Annotated in this window: 27 protein-coding genes; 10 read left to right on the forward strand and 17 right to left on the reverse strand. The window is 45.2% G+C overall.

Features of this window, described 5'->3' with window-relative positions:
• The first annotated feature begins 45 nt into the window (after window positions 1–45).
• Genes WA325_RS07210 through WA325_RS07220 form a run of 3 tightly spaced genes read left to right on the forward strand, consistent with a single transcriptional unit; the run spans window position 46 to window position 2,632 of the window.
• Window positions 46–1,050, forward strand: a complete 1,005-nt coding sequence (locus WA325_RS07210; protein WP_227598091.1) for an ABC transporter substrate-binding protein — start codon at window positions 46–48, stop codon at window positions 1,048–1,050.
• 12 nt (window positions 1,051–1,062) lie between these two features.
• Entirely contained in the window at window positions 1,063–1,845 is a 783-nt protein-coding gene (locus WA325_RS07215) for an ABC transporter ATP-binding protein (protein ID WP_024122588.1), read from the forward strand.
• Window positions 1,820–2,632 (forward strand): ABC transporter permease, encoded by an 813-nt coding sequence (locus WA325_RS07220; protein ID WP_198097398.1) that lies wholly within the window; start codon window positions 1,820–1,822, stop codon window positions 2,630–2,632. Before WA325_RS07215 ends, WA325_RS07220 begins: the two co-directional genes overlap by 26 nt.
• A gap of 23 nt (window positions 2,633–2,655) precedes the next feature.
• Here the strand turns inward: WA325_RS07220 and ytkD are convergent, their stop codons facing one another.
• From ytkD to WA325_RS07235, 3 genes are all read right to left on the reverse strand, one after another.
• Window positions 2,656–3,132, reverse strand: a complete 477-nt coding sequence (gene ytkD / locus WA325_RS07225) for an RNA deprotection pyrophosphohydrolase (protein WP_202852646.1) — start codon at window positions 3,130–3,132, stop codon at window positions 2,656–2,658.
• Window positions 3,133–3,344: 212 nt separating this feature from the next.
• On the reverse strand, window positions 3,345–3,749 hold the full coding sequence (locus WA325_RS07230) for a phage holin family protein (protein WP_105990160.1): 405 nt from the start codon (window positions 3,747–3,749) through the stop codon (window positions 3,345–3,347).
• Window positions 3,750–3,907: 158 nt separating this feature from the next.
• Window positions 3,908–4,345 (reverse strand): Dps family protein, encoded by a 438-nt coding sequence (locus WA325_RS07235; RefSeq protein ID WP_010331587.1) that lies wholly within the window; start codon window positions 4,343–4,345, stop codon window positions 3,908–3,910.
• A 123-nt stretch (window positions 4,346–4,468) separates the two neighbouring features.
• Here WA325_RS07235 and ytzI point away from each other — a divergent pair, with 123 nt between their 5' ends.
• Window positions 4,469–4,618 (forward strand): YtzI protein, encoded by a 150-nt coding sequence (gene ytzI / locus WA325_RS07240; RefSeq protein WP_024122592.1) that lies wholly within the window; start codon window positions 4,469–4,471, stop codon window positions 4,616–4,618.
• Here ytzI and WA325_RS07245 read toward each other — a convergent pair.
• Both WA325_RS07245 and WA325_RS07250 read right to left on the reverse strand, forming a co-directional pair.
• The gene (locus WA325_RS07245; RefSeq protein WP_105953334.1) at window positions 4,612–5,055 is read right to left on the reverse strand and encodes a FixH family protein; all 444 of its coding nucleotides are present in this window, start codon (window positions 5,053–5,055) and stop codon (window positions 4,612–4,614) included. The genes ytzI and WA325_RS07245 overlap by 7 nt on opposite strands.
• A gap of 121 nt (window positions 5,056–5,176) precedes the next feature.
• A complete protein-coding gene (locus WA325_RS07250) occupies window positions 5,177–5,650 on the reverse strand; it encodes an S-ribosylhomocysteine lyase (RefSeq protein WP_010331590.1) in 474 nt (157 codons plus the stop codon).
• Between the two features lie 127 nt (window positions 5,651–5,777).
• On the opposite strand from WA325_RS07250, the gene yidD reads away from it, so the two are divergent.
• Window positions 5,778–6,005, forward strand: a complete 228-nt coding sequence (gene yidD, locus WA325_RS07255) for a membrane protein insertion efficiency factor YidD (RefSeq protein ID WP_010331591.1) — start codon at window positions 5,778–5,780, stop codon at window positions 6,003–6,005.
• Here the strand turns inward: yidD and WA325_RS07260 are convergent.
• The gene (locus tag WA325_RS07260; RefSeq protein WP_024122594.1) at window positions 6,002–6,565 is read right to left on the reverse strand and encodes a beta-class carbonic anhydrase; all 564 of its coding nucleotides are present in this window, start codon (window positions 6,563–6,565) and stop codon (window positions 6,002–6,004) included. The genes yidD and WA325_RS07260 overlap by 4 nt on opposite strands.
• A 110-nt stretch (window positions 6,566–6,675) precedes the next feature.
• On the reverse strand, window positions 6,676–6,924 hold the full coding sequence (locus tag WA325_RS07265) for a type B 50S ribosomal protein L31 (protein ID WP_010331593.1): 249 nt from the start codon (window positions 6,922–6,924) through the stop codon (window positions 6,676–6,678).
• A 201-nt stretch (window positions 6,925–7,125) separates the two neighbouring features.
• On the opposite strand from WA325_RS07265, the gene WA325_RS07270 reads away from it, so the two are divergent.
• From WA325_RS07270 to WA325_RS07280, 3 genes are read left to right on the forward strand one after another with little or no spacing between them, the layout of a single operon-like run.
• The gene (locus WA325_RS07270; RefSeq protein WP_044153676.1) at window positions 7,126–8,457 is read left to right on the forward strand and encodes a cytochrome ubiquinol oxidase subunit I; all 1,332 of its coding nucleotides are present in this window, start codon (window positions 7,126–7,128) and stop codon (window positions 8,455–8,457) included.
• A 42-nt stretch (window positions 8,458–8,499) separates the two neighbouring features.
• A complete protein-coding gene (locus WA325_RS07275) occupies window positions 8,500–9,543 on the forward strand; it encodes a cytochrome d ubiquinol oxidase subunit II (protein WP_024122596.1) in 1,044 nt (347 codons plus the stop codon).
• Window positions 9,544–9,596: 53 nt separating this feature from the next.
• On the forward strand, window positions 9,597–9,755 hold the full coding sequence (locus WA325_RS07280) for a DUF1540 domain-containing protein (RefSeq protein ID WP_010331596.1): 159 nt from the start codon (window positions 9,597–9,599) through the stop codon (window positions 9,753–9,755).
• A 22-nt stretch (window positions 9,756–9,777) separates the two neighbouring features.
• Here WA325_RS07280 and WA325_RS07285 read toward each other — a convergent pair whose 3' ends face one another.
• The 10 genes from WA325_RS07285 to WA325_RS07330 all read right to left on the reverse strand — a co-directional run bounded on the left by WA325_RS07285 (window position 9,778) and on the right by WA325_RS07330 (window position 21,422).
• The gene (locus tag WA325_RS07285) at window positions 9,778–10,665 is read right to left on the reverse strand and encodes a metal ABC transporter permease (RefSeq protein WP_105953333.1); all 888 of its coding nucleotides are present in this window, start codon (window positions 10,663–10,665) and stop codon (window positions 9,778–9,780) included.
• Complete coding sequence (locus tag WA325_RS07290) at window positions 10,655–11,962, reverse strand: metal ABC transporter permease (RefSeq protein WP_336183381.1); 1,308 nt, start codon at window positions 11,960–11,962, stop codon at window positions 10,655–10,657. The genes WA325_RS07285 and WA325_RS07290 overlap by 11 nt, the downstream gene beginning before the upstream one ends.
• A gap of 5 nt (window positions 11,963–11,967) precedes the next feature.
• Window positions 11,968–12,720, reverse strand: a complete 753-nt coding sequence (locus WA325_RS07295) for a metal ABC transporter ATP-binding protein (protein WP_202852662.1) — start codon at window positions 12,718–12,720, stop codon at window positions 11,968–11,970.
• Window positions 12,721–12,738: 18 nt separating this feature from the next.
• Window positions 12,739–13,662, reverse strand: a complete 924-nt coding sequence (locus WA325_RS07300) for a metal ABC transporter solute-binding protein, Zn/Mn family (RefSeq protein ID WP_336183382.1) — start codon at window positions 13,660–13,662, stop codon at window positions 12,739–12,741.
• 276 nt (window positions 13,663–13,938) lie between these two features.
• Window positions 13,939–15,054 (reverse strand): o-succinylbenzoate synthase, encoded by a 1,116-nt coding sequence (gene menC, locus WA325_RS07305; protein WP_336183383.1) that lies wholly within the window; start codon window positions 15,052–15,054, stop codon window positions 13,939–13,941.
• Window positions 15,051–16,511, reverse strand: a complete 1,461-nt coding sequence (locus WA325_RS07310) for an o-succinylbenzoate--CoA ligase (RefSeq protein ID WP_105990154.1) — start codon at window positions 16,509–16,511, stop codon at window positions 15,051–15,053. The genes menC and WA325_RS07310 overlap by 4 nt, the downstream gene beginning before the upstream one ends.
• 91 nt (window positions 16,512–16,602) lie before the next feature.
• Window positions 16,603–17,421, reverse strand: coding sequence for a 1,4-dihydroxy-2-naphthoyl-CoA synthase (gene menB, locus WA325_RS07315; RefSeq protein ID WP_010331603.1), 819 nt, complete (start codon window positions 17,419–17,421; stop codon window positions 16,603–16,605).
• 34 nt (window positions 17,422–17,455) lie between these two features.
• Entirely contained in the window at window positions 17,456–18,280 is an 825-nt protein-coding gene (menH, locus tag WA325_RS07320) for a 2-succinyl-6-hydroxy-2,4-cyclohexadiene-1-carboxylate synthase (protein ID WP_105990153.1), read from the reverse strand.
• Complete coding sequence (gene menD / locus WA325_RS07325) at window positions 18,268–20,010, reverse strand: 2-succinyl-5-enolpyruvyl-6-hydroxy-3-cyclohexene-1-carboxylic-acid synthase (RefSeq protein WP_336183384.1); 1,743 nt, start codon at window positions 20,008–20,010, stop codon at window positions 18,268–18,270. The genes menH and menD overlap by 13 nt, the downstream gene beginning before the upstream one ends.
• Entirely contained in the window at window positions 20,007–21,422 is a 1,416-nt protein-coding gene (locus WA325_RS07330) for an isochorismate synthase (protein WP_105953326.1), read from the reverse strand. The genes menD and WA325_RS07330 overlap by 4 nt, the downstream gene beginning before the upstream one ends.
• A gap of 291 nt (window positions 21,423–21,713) precedes the next feature.
• On the opposite strand from WA325_RS07330, the gene WA325_RS07335 reads away from it, so the two are divergent.
• On the forward strand, window positions 21,714–22,433 hold the full coding sequence (locus WA325_RS07335) for a yteA family sporulation protein (RefSeq protein WP_024122606.1): 720 nt from the start codon (window positions 21,714–21,716) through the stop codon (window positions 22,431–22,433).
• Between the two features lie 153 nt (window positions 22,434–22,586).
• Window positions 22,587–23,054, forward strand: coding sequence for a TspO/MBR family protein (locus tag WA325_RS07340; RefSeq protein WP_105953325.1), 468 nt, complete (start codon window positions 22,587–22,589; stop codon window positions 23,052–23,054).
• The last annotated feature ends 12 nt before the right edge of the window (window positions 23,055–23,066 follow it).

Raw genomic sequence — 23,066 nt, forward strand, 5'->3', positions numbered from 1 at the left:
AGCAAAAAAGGATATTAACTTGATGCTAAATAAGGAGGTTGTCATGTGAACAAATGGTTAAGGCTGGGCTGTTTCTGCGTTTGCAGTGTGTTTCTCATCATTGCCCTGAGCGCTTGCAAGCAGGAAGCAACACTCACGAAAGTAAAAGTAGCCGAAGTGACCCATTCCATTTTTTATGCACCTTTATATGTTGCAGAATCTAAAGGCTTTTTCAAGGATGAAGGCCTTGATGTCGACGTCAATACGACCTGGGGCGGCGATAAAACGATGACTTCGCTTCTTTCAAACGGCTCGGACATTGCTCTTGTCGGATCAGAAACATCCATTTATGTCGAATCGCAAGGGGCTAAAGACCCTGTCATTAACTTCGCACAGCTGACTCAGACAGACGGAACGTTCCTTGTCGCAAGAGAAGACGCCGAAAATTTCAGCTGGGATCAGCTGAAAGGAAAGACTTTTCTCGGCCAGAGAAAAGGCGGTATGCCGCAAATGGTCGGAGAGTATGTGCTGAACCAACATCACATTGATCCGCATAAGGATATTGAACTCATCCAAAACATAGACTTCGCCAATATATCCAATGCCTTTGCTTCTGGAACCGGTGAGTATGTCCAGCTTTTTGAACCGACTGCTTCACTCTTTGAGAAAGAAGGCATCGGCCACATCGTTGCTTCGTTCGGAGAAGAATCAGGCCAGGTTCCTTATACAACATTTATGGCAAAACAAAGCTATTTAAAGAAAAACGAGGATACAGCCGTCAAATTCACGAGAGCTATTTATAAAGCGCAGCAGTGGGTGGTAAACCACTCAGCGAAGGACATCACAGAAGCGATTAAAAATGAATTTGACGATACAGATCCAGATGTCATCGAAACGTCCATTGAACGCTACAAAAAACAAAATTCGTATTCTCCAGACCCGCTCCTCAACGAAAAAGAATGGGAACTGCTCCAAACGATTATGGATCAGTCGGGTGAACTGCCAAAGCATATACCATACAGTCAGCTTGTGAACAAACACATCGCCGAAAAAGTCACCTCGGAAAAATAGGAGGCGCCATCTATGTCTTTTTTACATGTCGACCATGTAACTCATACTTATTTTTCTATTAAAGAAAAAACAACAGCCGTACAGGACATTCATTTCGATGCCGAAAAAGGCGATTTCATCTCATTTCTCGGTCCGAGCGGCTGCGGAAAAACAACACTGCTTTCCATAATTGCAGGCTTAATTGAACCCTCGGAAGGCAGAGTTCTGATTGAAGGCCGCGAGCCGAATCAAAAAGAACATAACATTGGCTACATGCTTCAGCAGGATTACTTATTTCCCTGGAAATCCATTGAGGAAAATGTGCTCCTCGGTTTAAAAATTGCCGACACGCTTACTGAAGAAAACAAGGCCGCAGCACTTGGTCTTTTGCCGGATCTGGGTCTCGTTGATGTTGAAAAGAAATATCCTAAGGAGCTGTCAGGCGGGATGAGGCAGCGGGCCGCGCTTGCAAGAACTCTAGCCCCAAATCCAAGTCTGCTTTTGCTGGATGAGCCATTTTCCGCGCTTGATTTTCAAACGAAGCTGTCCTTGGAAAACCTCGTTTTCCGCACATTAAAGGAGTATCAAAAAACAGCGGTGCTTGTCACTCATGATATAGGGGAAGCGATTGCGATGAGTGATACCATCTTTTTATTTTCTAATCAGCCGGGCACCATTCATCAAATTTTCACAATCCCTAGAGAATTGGCTGCGATGATGCCTTTTGACGCCCGTCAGGAGCCATCCTTCCAGACGCTGTTTCAAACGATATGGAAGGAGCTGAATTCTCTTGAGAAACAGCAAAGAAACAATTGATCTGCTTCATGAGCAATATCAATTTAAACAGAAAAAAGAGAAATGGAATGTGCATTCTTTTCAGCTTGCGATATTTATCCTCTTTTTCTCCGGATGGGAAATCGCAAGCAGACAGGGCTGGATTGATCCTCTCATCTTCAGCTCGCCATCAGCCGTATGGCGTTTACTGATTGAAAAGGTTGCTGACGGCTCATTGCTGTCGCACATCGGGGTTACTTTATTTGAGACCGTGCTTGGCTTTTTGCTGGGGACTTTTCTGGGCACGTGTCTTGCCGCGTTGTTATGGTGGTCCAATCGGCTTGCCAGGATATTAGATCCGTATCTGGTCATTTTAAATGCAATGCCGAAAGTGGCGCTCGGTCCTATTCTGATTGTTGCGCTCGGTCCCGGCTTTGTCAGCATCATCGCGATGGGAGCGGTCATCAGTGTCATCATCACAACCATCGTCGTTTATACTGCCTTTCAAGAGGTGGATGAAAACTATATTAAAGTAATGAAAACATTCGGCGCAAACAAGTGGGTTATTTTTAAAGAAGCGATTCTTCCCGCTTCTTCGCCCGCTATTATTTCAACACTGAAGGTAAACGTCGGTTTATCGTGGGTCGGTGTTATCGTAGGCGAATTTCTTGTTTCAAAGGTCGGATTAGGATACATGATTATTTACGGATTCCAAGTCTTCAATTTTACACTCGTCTTCTTAAGCCTGTTGATCATTGCTGTATTTGCCACCCTGATGTATCAGGGCGTAGAACTGTTAGAAAAGAAATGGACGAAGGGCAGAACATAAAAACCCGGCGGATAGCCGGGTTTTTACTTGATCCATCCCGCTTCTTTCAGTTTTTTCAAACTGATGGGAAGCACAGAATCCTTCATAATAAAACTGAATTTTTTATTGCGGGGCAGGTTTTCCGGAAGTTCATGAAACAGAACCGGCCCTTTCGTTTCAAAGTAATCGCTTTGCTTTTCAAGCTTCTCTATATCTGCAAAATATATATTCTTCACAATAACCTTTTCTTTTCCGAGAACTTTATACTGTCCGAGATACTTGAGGCTTTTCACTCTCGCCCCTGTTTCTTCCTTTACTTCTCGAAGCGCCGCCTCTTCCGCGCACTCCATCGGTTCCACTTTCCCGCCCGGAAACTCAAAGCCTCTGTCCTCATGTTCTGTCAAAAGCCATTTGTCACCAAAACGGCAGATGACCCAGACATGCTTCGGGCTGTCCGAAAAGGGCTGATTGTCAAAGGAGAGCTGAACAGTATTCTGATAATAATCTTTAAACTCGTACATGTTTATCCCTCAAATCCGTTCCTAGCTATCTTCCATACATCATACCACAGTTACGTTTCTTCGGAAGCTTTTTATCAAAAAATAAGGGAAACCCAGCACGCCATCCGGATCTGAAACGATAGACCAGCTCGTACAGCTTTTGGCCGCAGCTCTTGTCAAAATGTAAATGACTGACGCTCTGGGCTTTATTATGACCCGCGAACAGATAAAAGTTACGGTTTGCGCCTGAATTTATTTTTTAACGTTTCTAATAGATCCACAAGCATTTCCGGAACAGGTATACCGAGAGAGCTGGCTGTCACGACAATTTGCACAGATTCATAAAGAATATAAAACATAATGGCCAAGTCACGTATTGATCCCTGTGTACTCAGCAGCTGGTCAAAAAAGTGGCAGACAGAGATCAGAGCCAACGTAACTAATTTTTTGACGAAACGGGCAAAAACCTTCTTGAACGCCAGTTTGTGAATAATCGTTTCCTTCAAGGTCGTACTGATAAATTCAATTGCCATAAGAGACAGCAGAATGAGGAGTGAGTACTGAAAACCTCCGAAGAAAAACCCCGCTGCTGAAACGCTGACTGCAAAAAACGAAAAGATGCCAAAGTCTCTATCCATTTATCCCAACATCCTTTCACAGAAACGGCCTTACCATATTCTATGGAAAGCATGCCGAACGGATTGGATTTTTCAGAAAAATGGACTAGTTGTCGCCTATTTTTGCGAGGCAAAACAAAAACCGGACATCTTCAAAGATATCCGGCCTTTCGTTTCTATTATCCAAGGTAAGCTTTCAGCATCCAGTTATGTTTTTCAATATTTTGGTGAATGGCAAGAAGCATGTCCCCTGTTGTTTCGTCTCCGACCTCATCGGCTAAGTCCATGCCGCTTTTCAGTTCTTCCGCGATGACTGTAAAATCATCATACACACTCTGAACCATTTGTTCTGCTGTCTCGTTTCCGTTCGCTTCTTTTACAGAAGCTGTTTCCAAAGATTCTTTCATTGTTGCGATCGGTTTTCCGTTCAGAGCCAAAAGACGCTCTGCCAAATCATCAATATAAGTTGCTGTCTCGTTATAAAGCTCTTCAAATTTTTCATGCAGTGTAAAGAAATCTTTCCCTTTTACATACCAGTGATAATTATGTAGTTTCACATACATGACTGTCCAGTTGGCTACTTGTTTGTTCACGGCTTGAATCAATTGTTCTGACATATTATCTTCCTCCTTGTTTATATTAGGTGTATACCCTTCATATCGTACGCTAAAACCTTTATTTTACCCGTCTGTCACAATGTCTTCCACTATGTTACAATTATTGAAAACGGAGGTGGAATCATGACGCTTCTCATCACGATAAGTATTTTGATTGTGCTGGCTGTTTTGCTCGTAAGTGTTTGGACGACTGTAAAAGCCTATAATGTAAAACACACGATTGACCCTCCTCAAGAAGGAAATGCTCCCGGTTCAGATCCAAAAAGTCAATGATGGTGTGATTGATCTTCTTCAGGTTGCTTGGTGGCAGCATCGGCGTCTCCGACTTGGACTTTTAAGGTCGGCATGCTGTGCTGTTTTTTTGCAGTGACATGAGATTGCACAGTGTATACGCCATCTTCCTTAAACTCTGTCTCAAATCGATATACGCCATCTTCCTGTTTGGCTTTAAACATCTTGCTGTCGTTTTTTTCTCCGTCTTTCCATACCTCAAACTCCACTTCATCAGCATCTGTCACCGCTTCATCTCCGTAAGAAACCGCCGCTTCATAAGCAGCATTCTCTCCCGGCTTCACTTTTTCCGGTCCGGTGAGTTTTACATCTAATACCTCAGGCGTCTCAGCTGCTGTATGTGCTTTATTCTCCTCAGATCCGCACCCGTTCAGTAAAAAAACAGCAGAAAAAAGTACTGCAGCGACCATCTTTTTCATTCCATCACCCTTTTCGTCGTTTACCTCAATAGTAGCAAACGCTTACAGCAAATGGTATACAAAATCTGTAACGTCACAAAAAAGACCTTTTTGCTTTCGGGCAAAAAGGTCTTTTTTCTATTTAGCCAAATACTTTTAGCAATTCTTCTTTATCCTGTGACAGCCAGAAACGCATCAAACGTTTTGCGCCTTCCAGGTCATGAAGCTTCGCCTGGCCGCACTGCTTTTCATTGGCAGCCGGAATTTCGGTAATTTCTACAGCTTCCTTCATTGTGTCTTCAAGCAAGTCAACGATTTCCGCAGGAGTCGGCTCTCCGCTGACAACAAGATAGTAGCCGGTTTGGCAGCCCATTGGCGAAATATCAATAATATCAAAATGATCATATTTCTCAGCATGAGTGCGAATCGTAAATGCGAGCAAATGCTCAAGTGTATGGATCGTATCAGGCTTCATCGCCTGTTTATTCGGCTGGCAAAAACGAATATCAAATTTATTTACAACACCGTCTGTTCCTACTTTATGCACACCGCAATGTCTGACGTATGGGGCAACAACCGCATTATGGTCAAGTTCAAAACTTTCTACTGAAGGCATAATGGCACTCTCCCTTTTTTAAAAATGTATTTTTATTATAACATACCTTTCCGATAAGAATTATCGAATAACTTTTCAAACCGCGTTATTTTTTTTATACTTGCATCAGAAAGGTTGCTGAAGACACATGAAAACCATATTTATTGCTCTGATCAGAGGGTACCAAAAATTCATCTCGCCGCTGACGCCGCCAACATGCCGCTTTTATCCGACTTGTTCACAATATGGAATCGAAGCCATTAAAACGCACGGCGCCCTTAAAGGCGGATGGCTGACTCTCATACGGATTTTGAAATGCCATCCATTTCATCCGGGCGGTGTCGACCCCGTCCCTGAAAAAAAGCGCAAAGATTAAGCGTTATAGCCGTTTACGACAACATCCAGTTTTCCTGTCTCAGGATCAATAACTAAACCGTGGACAGGCACAGTTTCCGGGAACAGCGGATGATGTTTAATGACGTCCACGCTGTCTTTTACGCTCGCTTCCACTGAATCGAAGCTTTTAAACCATTGGTCAAAGTCAACTCCGGAGTACTTCAATGTTTCGATGCGTTCTTCCGGAATTCCTCTTTCCTTTATTCTATTAAGCATGCTTTCGCTGCTGATTTTGCTCATACCGCAATCGTGGTGTCCGATTACACAGACTTCATCTGCGTTCAGCTCGTACACTGCAACCAGTAAACTTCTCATAATGCTTCCGAACGGGTGTGTAACAAGCGCACCGGCACTCTTTATAATTTTGATGTCACCGTTTCGCATATTCATCGCATGCGGCAGCAATTCAACCAAACGAGTGTCCATGCAAGAAAGAATCGCCATTTTTTTATCCGGGAATTTTGATGTCTGATACTTTTCATAATCTTTTTGTTCAATAAAAGTTTTATTAAAGTCAAGAATATCATTTAGAAGACTCATAGCGGTATTCCTTTCCGGTCTTTTTTCTTCAATATATCACAGCCTCTGCCTTTCGTCATCCTATCGGCATGATGTTAAGACCAGAAAAAAAGGCAAGCCCTGCGGCTGCCTCATTTTCCCATGTTATATCTTTTGTTGAACTGCTCGACTCTTCCGCCTTTTTCATTGAATTTCTGGCGGCCTGTATAAAACGGATGAGTATCTGAGCTTACCTCTACTTTAATAACCGGATATGTGTTTCCATCTTCCCACTCCGCTGTTTCTTCCGATGTTTTGGTAGACCTGCTCAAAAAGCGGTATCCGCTGTTTACATCCTGAAATATTACTTTGTGATTCTTCGGATGAATTCCTTCCTTCATGTCTATCACTCCTTATTAAATCGTAATAATTACGTTTTATTTTATATCCTAACAAACATTTTGTCAATCTCCTTACAGGTTTCCCGATCTTTCACTTCATAAACCTCATGCTTTTAAGAACAGGAAGAATAATCTAACCAAGGAAGCAAATAATAAACCCATATTACATACAGATCGTTTTGAGAAAGGTGGTTTATGATTGTGGATGATTTAGTTTTGGCTAGGAGTCTTTTTGGTACGACAATGGGCTTTCATATCATTTTCGCAACCTTGGGAGTCGGTCTGCCGCTCATGATTTTAATAGCTGAATTGATCTATCAAAAAACGAAGGATGACCATTATGCCATCATGGCGAAGAGATGGACAAAAGCACAGGCTGTTTTACTGGGGGTCGCCATTCCGACCGGAACCATTGCCGGTACTCAGCTCGCGCTTTTATGGCCGGGTTTTATGGAAGTCATCGGCCGGGTCATGTCCCTGCCATTCCAAATTGAAATCTACGCTTTTTTTATCGAAGCCCTGTTTATGTCGATTTATGTATATGCCGCAGACCGCTTATCGCCGGTCATGAGGATTATCGCTGTTGTCTTTGTGCTGATCGGGGCCGCGGCGTCTGCCATTCTGATCACGAATGTCCATGCCTTTGAAGGAACCCCGGCCGGATTTAAAATTATAAACGGAAAGATAACTGACGTTGATCCGTGGGCCGCGTTTTTTAACCCAAGCTTTTTTGTAACCGCCGGCCATGTCGTTCTGTCTGCGTTCATGACAGGAGCCTTTATCGTTGCTTCTGTTGCCGCATACAAAATGATCCGGTCGAGAAAAAAAGAAAACGTCTATCGCTTTCACCGGAAGGCCCTGCTGCTCGCGCTGACGATCGGCGGTATCTTTTCATTGATAACAGCCTTAAACGGCCACGAATCAGCACAGATGCTGCATGAATATCAGCCGGAAAAACTCGCCGGAGCAGAGGGCCTGTTTGAAACAAGATCCCATGCCCCGCTTGCAATCGGCGGATTTACTGATCCTGAAGAGGAAAAAGTGAAATGGGCAATCGAGATTCCGTGGGCATTAAGCTTTTTGGCAGCCAACAGTTTTGACACTGTTGTAAAAGGATTAAATGCGTTTCCGAGAGACGAATGGCCGCCACTTTTTATCCACACGTTATTTAATGCGATGGTCGGTGTCGGAATGCTGCTTATTCTTTATTCCATTATCGGTGTCGTCTGGAGAAAAGTATTAAAGAAAGATCGTTTTCCAACCTGGCTGCTGTTGATTTTCATGACGGCCGGTCCTCTCAGCATTATCGGAATTGAATTCGGCTGGATTTTCGCTTGTACGGGGAGACAGCCGTGGGTCATCTATCATCTGCTGAAAACATCAGATGTCGTCACGACGACAGGCTCGATCGGTGTGCTCTTTCTGTTTTTCACATTTGTTTACGCCGTGTTGGGCGCAGCTGTCGTTTATGTGCTGCTTTACTATTTCAAAAAGCACCCTGTGGATGAGGATTTAAATACGGCGGAGTCTTAATAGCTTCGCAAGCAGGAAACTAAATGGAAGGAAGATCGACAAATGGACATTTCAACTGACGCTCTGATCGCCATCTCAATTATTTGGGGTTTTGTGTTTATTTACGCCGTCATGGCCACAATGGATTTCGGAGCGGGATTTTGGTCTATGATCTATTTAAACAAAGAGCATATGAAGGCGACTGATATCGCAAACCGCTTTCTGTCGCCGACTTGGGAGGTCACTAACGTCTTTATCGTGGCCATCGTCGTTGCACTTTTCAGCTTTTTTCCAGGTGCGACGTTTGTGCTCGGAACTGTTTTATTAATTCCCGGCAGCATTATTTTATTGCTTTTAGCAATCCGAAGCGGATTTCTCGTTTTTTCAAACACAGCGAAGGAAAGGAAATTGCTCAGATATATTTCCGGCATCTCCGGTTTTATTATTCCCGCTGTTCTGATTTTGGTTCTCCCGGTGACACACGGTGGATTTATCGAAAACACAGACGGCGTATACAGCTTGAATATGTCTACCATTTTGACAAGCCCAAACGCCTATTCATTTATAGGGTTTGCGATTTTAAGCACTTTATTTTTATCCTCCCTGCTGCTGGCGGATGTTTCGAATGTGGCTGAGGAACAGGACGCCTACACGGCGTACAGAAAAAGCGCCTTAATCACCGGCCCGATTTCGCTCCTATTTGCCGTATGCATTATGCTGACGATGCGGAATGAAGCAAACTGGCTTTATACTGGAATGATGAATGATTTTTCCTGGATTATTGCGTCGTTTATTACATTCATCATCGCAGGCATAGCTCTTTTTCTGCCTAACAAAAGCTTCGGCAAAAAGATTGGGAAACCCAGACTGGCGCTTGTCGCGATTGCGATACAGTATTTCCTGGCAAGCTACGCGTACGGCCGCGCCCACCTCCCTTATATGATTTATCCTGACGTGACGATCATGTCCGGTTTCACCGAGCCCGCCACGTTCAGAGCGCTGTTTATGACATATATCGTTGCATTCATTATCCTGTTCCCAGGCTTCTACTTCTTCTGGAAGCTGTTTATGAAGGATAAACGGTATATCCGCCAGCAGGAAGAATAGGGCCCAAGCCCTCCGGCTATACTAAGCTTGAACCTTTATAAGGAGGGGATGGCATGGACCAGAAAATCCTATGCGAGGTCAACAACTGTTCTTATTGGGACAAAGGCAACAGATGCACAGCCGATGCCATTTATGTTGTCAGCCATACTGGCGAGACTGCCGAAAACAGCCGGGAAACAGACTGCAAAACGTTTAAACCGCAAGATTTGTAAAAATCAAAAGAAAGAGCTGGCATCAGACAGCTCTTTCTTTTTCTGTTTTGAGCATTCTTATCTTTTTCGTCATGACTCCGTTTGACGGCGAAAATAAAAAGGCACCTGCATAAAAAACTCCTGTCATTGCCGCCATCGCCCCGGAGATGGAAACATTGAGCCATGTTGCGCAGATATAGCCCAATAGAGCTGACAGCCCTCCGATCACCGCGCTGATAATCAGCATATAAAGCAGCCGGTCCGTTAATAGATGGGCGGCAGCAGGCGGAACAATCAGCATCGCCACAACCAATATGGCGCCGACCGAATCAAAGGAGGCAACGGTCGTAAGCGACAGCATCCCCATCTGGAGGTAATGAATCAGCATGACCGGTATTCCGATGGCCAAAGCCATTTGCGGATCAAACGAAGAAATTTTGAACTCCTTATAACACACACTGACCATCGTTATATTGAAAAGCAGCACAACAACCAGCATCCAAAACGCTTTTGGCCCGATGTCCACTCCGAATACCGTGATCGTATTCCATGGCACAAAAGCGATTTCTCCCATTAATGAATGTTCAATATCGAGATGGACATTCGCTCCATATACTGATAACAAAATGACACCAACTGCAAATAAGGAGGTAAAAACAACGCCTATGGCGGCATCTGATTGAACCCCTTTGCTGTGAAGAAGCTGTACCAAAAATGCCGTTAACAGTCCCGACACGGCTGCACCGATGAACATAGGAATCCCGTCAAGGCTTTTTGTCACAAGAAAAGCACCAACAATTCCAAGCAAAACAGTATGGCTGATGGCATCGGCCAGCATTGCCATTCTCCTTAATACAAGAAATGTTCCGATCAACGCACAGCTGACACCGACTAGTATGCCCGTCACTATAATCCACGCTTCAAAGCTCATTGGCAATCTTCCCCTTCTCGATTTCAGGGTATGGCTGACGGAGCTCAGGCATCATGCCATGCAGCTTCAAAAGTGAAAGAAGCCTATCTCTTGTAGCCTCCGGCAATCGGTCCGGCACAAAATCATCCTGATCCGCACCTGCTTTTTCTATATCCATTTCATGCATGAGGTACATTTCATACATCCGATATTTTAAAGCCGTCAGATAACCTTTTTCTATCCCAGACTGTGTTACTTTCCAAACCCCGTTTTCAATCCGTACAACGCACCTCTCTTTTTCCAAATCATTCAAAACTTTATGACATAATGAAGGTGAAAGCCGCCTTTTCTTTCGTATACTTTCCTCCGTTACATAAATTTCCTTATGTTCATACTGCTCAAAAATCGTCAGAAGCACCTGCTCCCGGTTTGTTTTTCTACGCAGCCTTATTAATCTTATCCCTTTAGCAGCCAGTCCCCGCTTAGGTGCACAAATCATCGAAAAAAGAAAAATGATCGTTGCCGATAAAATCATCAAAGGCCCCGTCGCCATGCCCTCCATTGTTGTACTCAGCAATGTTCCGGAAACGCCGCTGATCCCGCCTGTCATCCCGGCAATCACGATCATGCCCGTTAAACGCTCGGTCCAATATCTTGCGGCAATCGCGGGTGTAATGAGCATAGCTGCCATTAAGATGACACCTACAGTTTGAAGCCCTATCACAACAGCGCAGACAATAAGACAGGCCAAAAGTCCGTTTAAAAAATGTACCGGCAATCCCAATCCCTTTGCAAATGCGATATCAAAGGTGATGATTTTAAATTCCTTAAAAAAGACAGTACAAAGCAGCAATAAAACGGCGGATACTCCTGCAATAAGAATGATATCCTGTCTGACTAATGAAGCAGCCTGGCCGAACAGAAAGGAATCAAGTCCGCTTTGGCTTCCCGACCCCAGCTGCTGAATATATGTCAGCAGTATAATACCGACGCCAAAGAACACAGAGAGAACGATCCCGATAGCCGAGTCCTCTTTTGTTTTTGAAACCCGCGGTATCAGCTGAATCAGCCACGTTCCGAGAAGCCCTGCAAGCGCTGCACTGAGCAAAAAGAAAGGGAGTGATTTTTCTCCGGTGAACAGAAAAGCGAGACACACACCCGGCAGGGCAGAATGGGCCATCGCATCTCCGATTAAACTTTGTTTTCTAAGCAGCACAAAGCTCCCCAACACGCCGCTTGCTGCGCCGAGCAAAAGCGTCCCGGCCAACACCCACTGTGTATTCGGATGCTGGAGCTGCTGCCACAAACTTTCTATCAATGCGCTCACCCCTTATTACCTTCTGCCAGTACTTTATCTTTTAGAAATGTCAGCCTTCCTCCATACGTTTTTTGAAGGTTTTCAATCGTAAACACTTCCTCCGCCGGTCCGAAGGCGATTTTCCTTAAATGAAGCAGCAATATCCAATCGAAATAGTCTTCGGCGGTTTGCAGGTCATGGTGGACGACAAGTACGGTTTTGCCCTTCTCCTTAAGCTCCGCCAAAAGAGTCATGATTGCCCGCTCCGTCGCTGCATCCACGCCGGCAAACGGTTCATCCATAAAGTAAATGTCGGCGTCCTGACAGAGTGCCCGGGCAAGGAATACCCGCTGCTGCTGGCCCCCTGACAGCTGGCTGATCTGCCTGTTCGCATAATCGAGCATGCCGACTTTTTCCAAAGCCGCTTCAGCCATTTCCGCGTCTGCCTTTTTCGGTCTTTTCAGCAAGCCGATTCGGCCGTACCTTCCCATCAGCACGACATCGAGAGCGCTGGTAGGAAAATCCCAATCAACCGAACCTCGCTGCGGCACATATCCGATTCTTGTCCGCTGTTGTTTATAAGTTTCGCCATAAATGGAGATGTCTCCTGAGGCACGGGGCACAAGACCGAGAATCGTTTTGATCAAAGTGGACTTTCCAGCGCCGTTCGGGCCGATAATACCGATTAATTTCCCCTTCGGCACCTGCAGCGAAATCTCTTGCAGAACGGGCTTTTTATCATAAGCGACTGTTACATTTTCCAGCTCAACAGGAAACATTTCTTTCACCTCTATTCCTTATTTAAGCGCTTCGGTAATCGTGTTGATATTATGGCGGAACATGCCTTCGTATGTACCTTCTTTTGTCCCCTTTTCACCCATTGCATCCGAATAGAGCTGACCGCCGATTGACACCGAATGGCCTTTTTCTTTAGCCCCTTCCACCACGGCATTAATTGATTTTTCAGACACGCTGCTTTCTACAAAAACAGCCTTAATTTGTTTTTCTGCCAAAAGCTCAACCAGGTCCTGTACATCCTTTAAACCATAATCTGAATCTGTGCTGAGCCCCTGCAGGCCTTCTACTTTAAATCCATACTCTTTCCCAAAATACGCAAACGCATCATGAGCGGTTACAAGCACACGGCTTTTCTCCGGAATGTTCGCAACCTCCTGACGAGCCCATTTATCTAAATATTGCAAATTATCTTTGTACTTTTTTGCGTTTTTCTTAAAGTCATCCGCATGCTCAGGCATCGCTTTGCTGAATTGCTCTTCGATTTCATCAATTGCGTAAATCCATAATGGGATGCTGAACCAGACGTGAGGGTCATACATCTTCCCTTTTCCCGCAGAAATAAGCTTGCTTTTCGGAATCGCTTCGGCAACCGCCGCCGCTTGTTTTTGTTCACCGATTTTACGGAGAATGTCTTCCATCTTCCCTTCGAGATGCAAGCCGCTGTGCAGCACAACGTCTGCTGAAGTCAATTTTCTCGTATCACCTTGTGACGCTTTGTAAAGGTGCGGGTCTACTCCCGGTCCCATTAAAGAAGTGACCTTCACATGCTTTCCGCCGACTTTTTCAGCCGCGTCTGCAATTTGGGAAGTCGTTGCCGTCACTTGCAGCCGCTGATCAGAGCTTTTACCGGAAGACTCTGATCCACAACCCGTTAAAGCAAGGCATGCAAGGATCAATGCCCCTATCAGTCCTCGTTTTTTCATTTGTTCCCTCCTCTTTGTCATCGATGTCCTGTTGTTTTATCTTATGTTGTGTTTTCTTAGACATGTGACATTTAATTAGACAAAAGCATGTTTTGTTTATATAGGACAAAAAGTTTCCTTAGTGCAAAATTATCGCGTTTGTCCATTTCTGTCAAGATATTTTTCGCATAAAAAAACCGGCTGGTTCAGCAGCCGGTCAAACGAGAAGGGATGTATTCAACGCTTTTACTCTAACAGCACACTCACATTCTCTCAAATTGATAAAATGCCTTTTTCTCATCCATGCTGTGTGAAAACATCCATTTTGGTCACATATTTTCGCATTATTTCCTGATTTACTTCAACCCCTAAACCAGGCTGTTTCGACACAGAAATAAATCCGTTATCGATACAGATATCAGGGGTCACGATATCCTCATCCCAATACCTTGAAGATGACGAAATATCGCCCGGTATCGTAAATTGGGGCAATGAAGCCAGCGCCACGTTTTGCGCTCTTGAAATGCCAGTCTCCAGCATTCCTCCGCACCAAACCGGCATATTGTGCTCCTTGCACAGATCATGGATTTTCAGAGCTTCCGTCAATCCGCCGACACGAGAAGGCTTGATATTAATTACTTTGCAGCTTCCCAGCTCAATCGCCCGTCTCGCGTCATCAGCTGAGCAAATGCTTTCATCAAGGCAAATCGCCGTTTTCATATGCTTCTGCAAGTGGCGGTGATCAACAATATCATCAGCTTGGAGCGGCTGTTCAATCATCATTAAATGATATTCGTCAAGCTCCTTTAAGCGGCTGATATCCTTGAGTTCATAAGAGGAATTCGCATCAGCCATAAGCGGGATGCCAGGGAATCGGCTGCGGATGGCTTTTACCAGTTCCACATCTTGTCCTGGCTGAATTTTAATTTTTATTCTTTGATAGCCTTCTTTTTGATAAGCCTCAATTTCTTTCAGCATATCCTGAAGAGGCGCTAAGCTGACAACGATTCCGGCAGGGACTTTGTCTCTTGTCCCTCCCAATGCCTCCGCAAGAGAAATCCCTTTCTTTTTTGCAAAAATATCCCAAACAGCCGATTCAAGCCCCGCTTTTGCCATCCTGTTACCTTTATAGCGCGCCAAGCTGTCCGGCACTTCAGAGGGGTGGCTGAATTCACGTCCGACGACATTAGGAATAAAAAAATCCTTTAGCATATGCAGACAAGTGCCAATCGTCTCCTCGGTGTACCATGGTGAGGAGAATGCAGACACTTCTCCCCATCCTGTAACTCCGGATATATCGATGGCTTCTACAATCAAAAATTTGCGCTCCTGAAGCGTCTCAATACTGTTTTTGAACGGTTTTTTTAGATTCATGCTCAAATGATAAAGCGTAATTTTTTCTATTTCGATCATAACAGTTCTCCTTTACGCGCATCCTTCAGCTGATTTCGCAATAGCTTATTCGACGCATTGCGCGGCAGGCGGTCTAATACAAAGAATTTTGCCGGAACTTTATATTTCGCCAATCGTTCTTTGCAAAAAACGGTCAGTTCTTCAGCGCTGACAGGCTGATGGAGCACAAGATAAGCATGAGGCACTTTTCCCCATTTTATGTCCTCCGCGCCTGAAACGCCGGCTTCTGCAACAGCCGGATGAGAAAGCAGCACAGACTCCACTTCAGCGGGATAAATATTTTCTCCGCCTGAAATGATAAGATCTGATCGCCTGTCTAATACATATAAAAACCCTTCACTGTCCAAATAACCGAGATCGCCTGTTTTCAGCCAGCCATTTTGAAAGGATGCTTTATTTGCGCTTTCCCGGTTGAAATAGCTTTTCATGACATTCGGGCCTTTCACCATAATTTCACCGTGTTCAAACGGCTCACACGCTTTTCCGTCCCGCTCAATTTTGATTTCGCATGAAAACAGCGGTTTTCCTGCTGATCCGAGCTTTTCCATACTGAATTCCGGCGAGAGAGTAACGATTTGTGAGCATGTCTCCGTCATTCCGTATGATTGAAAGACGGGGAAGCCTTTCTCTCGGCATTCTTCTAACAAAGGAAGCGGCGCAGGACCTCCGCCGAGCAGGATGCATCTGAGGGGTGACGGGCAGCAGCTTGTTTCTGCCAAAAGACTTGCCAGCATTGTCTGCACCGCAGAAATAATCGTAACTTGATGCCTGTCGATAGAATCCAATACATCACTTACGGAAAAACGCTGGTGAAGCACGACCGTCATTCCGTAAATCACAGATTTAAATAATGCGGACAGTCCGCTGATATGAAAGAGCGGCAGCGTGATAAGCCAGCGGTCTTGTTCTGTTATACCCAAATTAAGAGCAGAAGACACCGCACTGAAATAATGATTTCCAAACGTTTGCTGAACTCCCTTGGGCTTGCCGGTTGTCCCGGAGGTATACATGAGAGTCGCCGTTGCGTCCATTTGTATGTATGGCTCAATGTCAATATCCTGTGCGTCTTCTTTTACCAGTTCATCCACATTAATGGTTTCAACCATATGCTCATAATCCTGCATGTCAAAACTTTCGTCCGTCAGTAAAAAGCGGGCGCCGGAATCCTCCAGCTGGAACAGCCTTTCATGTTTAGACAGCTTTGTATTCAGCAGCACCGCTTTTACGCCGAGCAAAAAGCACGCGTGAACGGCATATACCATCTCCGCCCGGTTTCCGAGCAGAAGAGCCGCGGTGTCCCCTTTCCGAAAAGAATGAGCGGAAAGCTGGGACGCCATTCGTTTGGATGCGGCAAATAATTCAGCAAATGTCACGGTTTGATCTCCATAAATGAGAGCGATTCTCTCAGGTGTTAGCTGTGCCCGTTGCAGGAGCCAGTTGGGCTGTTCTGTCAGCATGTCATCATCTCCGAGGTAAAATTACTTTATTGAAAAGAAAACAGCTTGGACCGCAATGGCTCAAGCTGTTCGTTTCATACGTATCTGCTGATCACGGAAAACGCGGGAATTGACCGAAATCCGGTTTGCGTTTTTCCTTAAAGGAATCACGGCCTTCTTTTGCTTCATCAGTTGTGTAGTAAAGAAGGGTTGCATCCCCTGCAAACTGCTGAATTCCAGCAAGTCCGTCTGTGTCCGCGTTAAACGCAGCTTTAAGAAAACGAAGTGCGGTCGGGCTTTTCTCAAGCATTTCTTCACACCATTTAATCGTTTCTTCTTCAAGCTGTTCCAAAGGAACAACTGTGTTGACAAGTCCCATATCCAGCGCTTCCTGCGCGTTGTACTGACGGCACAGGTACCAGATTTCACGGGCTTTTTTATGTCCTACGATTCGAGCCAGGTAGCCTGAACCGTAACCTGCGTCAAAGCTTCCCACTTTAGGGCCGGTTTGTCCGAAAATCGCATTGTCGGCAGCGATTGTCAAGTCACATACGATATGAAGCACGTGTCCTCCGCCGATCGCATATCCGGATACCATCGCAACAACAGGCTTCGGAATGACACGGATTAAACGCTGAAGATCCAATACGTTTAAACGCGGAATTTGATCGTCGCCTACATAACCGCCGTGCCCGCGCACTTTTTGGTCTCCGCCAGAACAAAACGCTTTGTCTCCGGCACCGGCAAGCACGATAACGCCGATGTTTTGATCATCTCTCGCGCGAGCAAATGCATCAATCATTTCAGCAACCGTCTTAGGAGTAAACGCATTATGTACCTCAGGGCGGTTGATAGTTATTTTTGCAATACCATTATACGTTTCATACAGTATTTCATCGTATGTACGTTCAGTTTTCCATTCTACAGCCATGATATGACCTCCTCTATTTTTCCATATGAACGAGTTATAAGTTTGTTAAAAACCCACTCACTATTTTACCAAAAAAACGCGGCTGTTCCACATGCACTGTATGGCCTGCTTCAGGAACAATCTCTATTCTACTAGATGGAAGCTTCTTATGCACCTCTTGATTAATGGCGCAAAACTTTTTGTCCCATTCTCCGCAGATGAGAAGCACAGGCGCCGCAATATCTTTTAACCGGCTCCACCAGGAAGGCTGTGAACCGGTGCCCATACCGATTAAACTGTTGGCCAGTCCAATGTTATTGTTTCTCAGACGGCCCGACCGTATCCTTTGCCGAACGTCTTCAGCAAGCCGCTGCTGCGTCGAAAACAAAGGGATGCCTTCCCAATAGTCCACAAAGGCTTTGATCCCGTCACGCAAAATAAAATCGGCAAGCTTCCGATCCCGCAAGATTCGTTCTTTCCGTTCCCCGAGGGTTTTAAGGCCGGGTGTCGTGCTTTCGAGCACAAGCGCTGATATCCGTTCAGGGTATGTCATGGCAAAGGAATATGCAAGCCTTCCCCCCATAGAATAACCAATAAGTTTCACTTTGTGAAGTTTTAAATGATCAAATATTTCGGCAAGGTCTGAAACTTGCCGGCTCGTGCTATATCTTTTTCCATTCAGCGGGGCATCACTTTCTCCGTGCCCTAAGCAATCAATTTTGATGACACGGGAATCAGGCAGCGACTGGTCCAGAAAGGCCCAGGATTGTTTGCTGCCGGTAAACCCGTGCAGACAGACTATGGCATCAGAAGCATTCGGCCGATCATCTGTCACAGCATAGCGGACGCCGTCTGCAACAGTTATGCTTACAGTTCCCATTGTTTTTTCACTTCCCGCACAGCCTCATTCAGCATATAACGATGAAGCTGAACTCTTGATTGGCGATCAGTTTTGATTTCTATAATGTGAAGGCCGGGCTTATCAGCCTGCGGTGCGTATGATGCTTTAAATTCATCCCACGAAGCCGGGCATGAATACGTGCCCCCGTAAAGCTCAGCCGCATGCTTGAAATCGAGCCCGGTCGGCGTGCAGAACAAATCTTCAAAGTGTGTCTTTTCAGATGCCTGCGGCAAAAATGAAAAAATCCCTCCGCCGTCATTGTTTACGAGGATCACAGTAAGCGGAATACCCAGTTTTTTAGCCGCCAGCAGCCCGTTTAGATCATGATAAAAAGACAAATCCCCGATCACGAGTGTCACAGGTGCTTTTGTTCCTTCACAAACGCCCATGGCAGAAGAGACAACACCATCAATCCCATTTGCGCCACGGTTTGAATAGATACGGAAATTGCGGTCCTGATTTTCGAAAAACGTATCGACATCCCTGATTGGCATGCTGTTTCCGACAAACAGCGAGCTATTTTCAGGCACAAGATGCTGGAGGATTCGATAGAGGTTGCCCTCAAATGAAACCTCTTCATCGCTGACCGTTTGCAGATATTCACGGAAACGCTGATTCACGATCTGCCATTTTTCCAGCCATTCCGATGTTCGATCCATTCCAGTATGTTCAGCCATGATCGCATCGGCAAAACTAGACGGGCTGCAGTGAATCATATGTGCGCTTGCCTGTGTCGGGTCTCTCCAGCCGCCATCCTCATCAATCACAATCTGCTGAATGGCCGGGTCATCCTTCAGCCACAAAAAAACCGGCTTTGAAACAGGCATCGGTCCGAAACGGATCACGACATCAGGCCGCAGTGCTGACTTCAGCTCATCATCTTTCAAAAATGAGTCATACGCATCTATAACGGTGCTTTTATCATGGACGCCGTTCCGCAGGTTAGACAGCGGGTCAGCTAAAATTGGATAATGCAGCGCTTTTGACAGCTCCACAATTTTTTGCTGATCAGCATCACTGTGGAGTTCCCCGCAGACGATCATGCCTTTTTCGGCCTCTTTCAACATCATAGCCACGTCAGACAGAGAGTCTCGGTCCACGGATTGCGTACCCGTTTTCACTGACACGTGACGCCCAGTTCTCATTCTTTCAAACGGCTGATCAGAAAGGTCAGGCATCAGCGGCTCACGAAGAGGTACATTCACGTGCACAGGCCCCATTGGACGCTTTTGCGCTTCCCCGGCGGCACGGCCTGCCAGCGTTCGGATATATCTCAGCATATGCGGCGACTCTTCGGGAAGAGCAGAGTCTGTGAAAAACTTAACAAAGTTACCGAATAAGAAGTGCTGATTAATGGCCTGCGGTGCGCCTACTTCACGCAGCTCGTGGGGCCGATCAGCAGTTAACACTATAATCGGTACTCTTGAATAATGGGCTTCAATCACAGCCGGATAAAAGTTGGCCGCGGCTGTTCCTGATGTACAAATCAGAAGCACGGGACGCTGCTGTGCTTTTGCCAGCCCTAATGCAAAAAATCCGGCAGATCTTTCATCAATTTGGATATGGACATTGATATCCGGATGCGCGGCAGCAAGAATTGCCAGCGGTGTAGATCTTGAGCCCGGACAAACGACAGCGTCCGTAATTCCGGAAAGGGCGAATTCATCAATAAAGCTTCCGATGTAATGAGTAATCGGGTTCACTGTCAACGTCTCTCACCTCCCAGTGCAGAGATCATCGGCTTTAATTTAATCTGTGTTTCTTCGTATTCCGATTGCGGTTCAGAGTCTTCCACAATGCCGCACCCGGCAAACAGGCGTGCTGTGCTGCCTTCAATCAGCCCTGAACGGATGGCAACAGCAAATTCTCCGTTATCCTGACTGTCAATCCAGCCGACAGGAGCCGCATACCAGCCGCGGGACATGGGTTCGATCTCTCTGATCACTTCTACAGCTTTTTTCTGAGGTGCTCCCCCAAGCGCCGGTGTGGGATGCAGTTTCTCAATTAAGTCAAAAAGCGAAGCAGACGCGTGAAGCTGGCCGACAATCGGCGTAAATAAGTGCTGGACGCTTTTCGTTTTGTACAATACAGGTTCGTCAGGCTTTTCAACGTCAGAACAGCTTGATACAAAAGCATTATGAATCATGCCTACAACAATATCATGCTCCAGCAGATTTTTCTCATCGTTTAATAATTCTAGGCCGATGCGGCGGTCTTCTTCTTCATCAGAGCCGCGCTTTATGGAACCTGCCAGACAAGTAGACATGACAGTGTTGCCGTCTCTTTTGATCAGTCTTTCCGGGGATGCGCCGACAAAGGTTTTGCCTTCTTGTTCGATTGCAAAAACATAACTTGTCTGCTGATCGGTCAAAAGCGTTTTAAGCACCGGTTCCATTTTGACCGGACCGTCAAACGTGAGCAGCAGCTCTCTGGCAAGAACCACTTTATCATATTGATTCTCTTTAATTTGGCTTGTTGCCGTTTCGATTGCTTTCAGCCAATCAGACTTATCCAGCTCCTGAGATGCTGTCATCACAGCCTGATCTTTTTGATTTAAATCGGGGACCACAAATTCCGATGCAAAAGCTTTTAAGCCTTCCAAAACAGCTTCTGCATCATCTTCTCCGCTGACCCATCTGTTGACTGTTAAAAACGAACCGTCAGCAGACATCGTCAGCATAAGCGAAGGCACAAAGAAATCCCCTTCCGAGAAATGGTCCCATTGAGTACCTCTTTCTTCGTAAGGGTCAAAGGAAAAGCCTCCGAATAAGACAGGTCCCACTGCAGAATGCTGCAGCTTTTCTTCTTCATAAATATGAAAAGCCGTCTTTTTAAAGCGCTCCCATTGTTCAAAAACCTCGCGATACCGCTCGTCGTTTTTTTGATTCGTCTGGAAAACAGCTTCTTTGCCAAGACCGACTATTGTCAATTCACTTTCAGGTTCTGACCAAAAAAATCGATTGCCTGTATATTTTTTTGCTCCGTAATTGAAAAATGATAGAGGGTCAAGAGACTCAATTTGTCTCGAATAGCTTATTAAGACAGCATGGTTGACTTCTTTGGCTTTATGTAATGCATGTAGAACTTCCTTTCGGAACGTACGCTGCACCGTTGTCACCATGAGACATTCCTCCATAATTCTTAAAATGCTTTTAATACCATACACCTGTGTCTACATTGTGTCAAATACACAGATCATGCAGTCCAAATGGCCTGCCTTACCTATTATAAACCTAATTGCAGAAATGAAAAAGAAACAAACCTTAAATTTCTTTCTCCACTGATAGCAAAGCTTGTATCCGCTTACCATATAAGGAAATTCTCCTATATTCCTCCACAAGGGATTTATGAAAGTTCTCAGGCGATCTGTCCATACTAAAGGTATGCATTACAGAGAAACGAGGCGATCATATTGCTAACAAACGAACAGCTTCAGCATTTAAAAAAGGAACTTGAACAAACGAAAGAAGATATATTGAACCGCTTCAAAGACAATGACCATTTTCAGCTCAATTCCGCTTTTCCATATGATTCGTGGGGTGAGCTTTCTGCTTATGACAATCACCCAGGCGATCAGGCGACAGAGCTTTATGAGCGCGAAAAAGACATTGCTCTTGATTTGCATGAACGGGAGCATCTCCGGGACATTGAGCATTCATTGAAGGCGATAGAAAACGGCACGTACGGGATTTGTGAGGTCAGCGGAAAGGAAATTCCTTATGAACGCCTAGAAGCGCTTCCGACTGCTACAACGCTCGCGGAATATTCATCACAGGATGTCGTTTCCAAAGACCGTCCGATCGAAGAAGAAACACCTTTCGGGCAATTTGAATTTGACGATGATGAAGAAATCAGAGCGCCTTACGACAGTGAAGATTCCTACCAGGACGTTGAAAAATACGGAAACTCAGAAACACCGCAGGACATGGAAAATCCGCCGCTCAGCTATGATGATATGACGATGAATGCCGAAGAAAATATCGGCAATACAGAATCATATGAGAATTTCATTGCCACAGATATTACAGGCAAAGAAATTACAGTGTATCCAAGCAGGGCGCATGAACGTTATGAGGAAGAGCTGGATGAAGAAGGCATCATGACGACGTTTGGCGATCTCCATGCAGATTGAACCCCCAGGCAAAGGGGGTTCTCTTTTGTATTTTCATAAATGACCGCATTTCAGCAGCTCTCTGCATCATCTCCCCCGCATATCAGGAGTTTGATCTATCCAAGATAAAGGGTAAACCTACATGTAAAATACATACATACCGGAGGGAAATATATGAAAAAGATGTTCGGCGCAATCGCAGTTTTTATCATTACATACGCACTGTTTTCAGCCGCAGACTTTCTATTTCCGATCGACCAAAGTTGGTATCATTCACTGAAAAAGCCAGACTGGACGCCAAGCGGGTCAACGATCGGCATTATCTGGTCCGTCCTGTTTGCACTGATTTCTCTTTCAGCTGCCATTGTTTTTGCCAAATGTTCATTTAAAAAAGCCAAAAGCTTTTGGCTGGCGTTTTTGATCAATTATGTGCTTAATCAGGCATTCAGTTATTTTCAGTTTACGCAAAAGAATCTCCTTGCCGCATCCATTGACTGCCTGCTTGTCGCCATAACAGCGCTGGTTGTAATCATCATTGCAAAAGTATACAGCAGGGCCGCAAGCTGGCTTCTTGTGCCTTATTTTTTGTGGAGTGCCTTTGCAACTGTCTTATCCTTTACGATCTATTCAATGAATCTTTGAACAAAAAAAGCC

Source organism: Bacillus sp. 205(2023) (assembly GCF_037027485.1).
Lineage (GTDB): Bacteria > Bacillota > Bacilli > Bacillales > Bacillaceae > Bacillus > Bacillus halotolerans.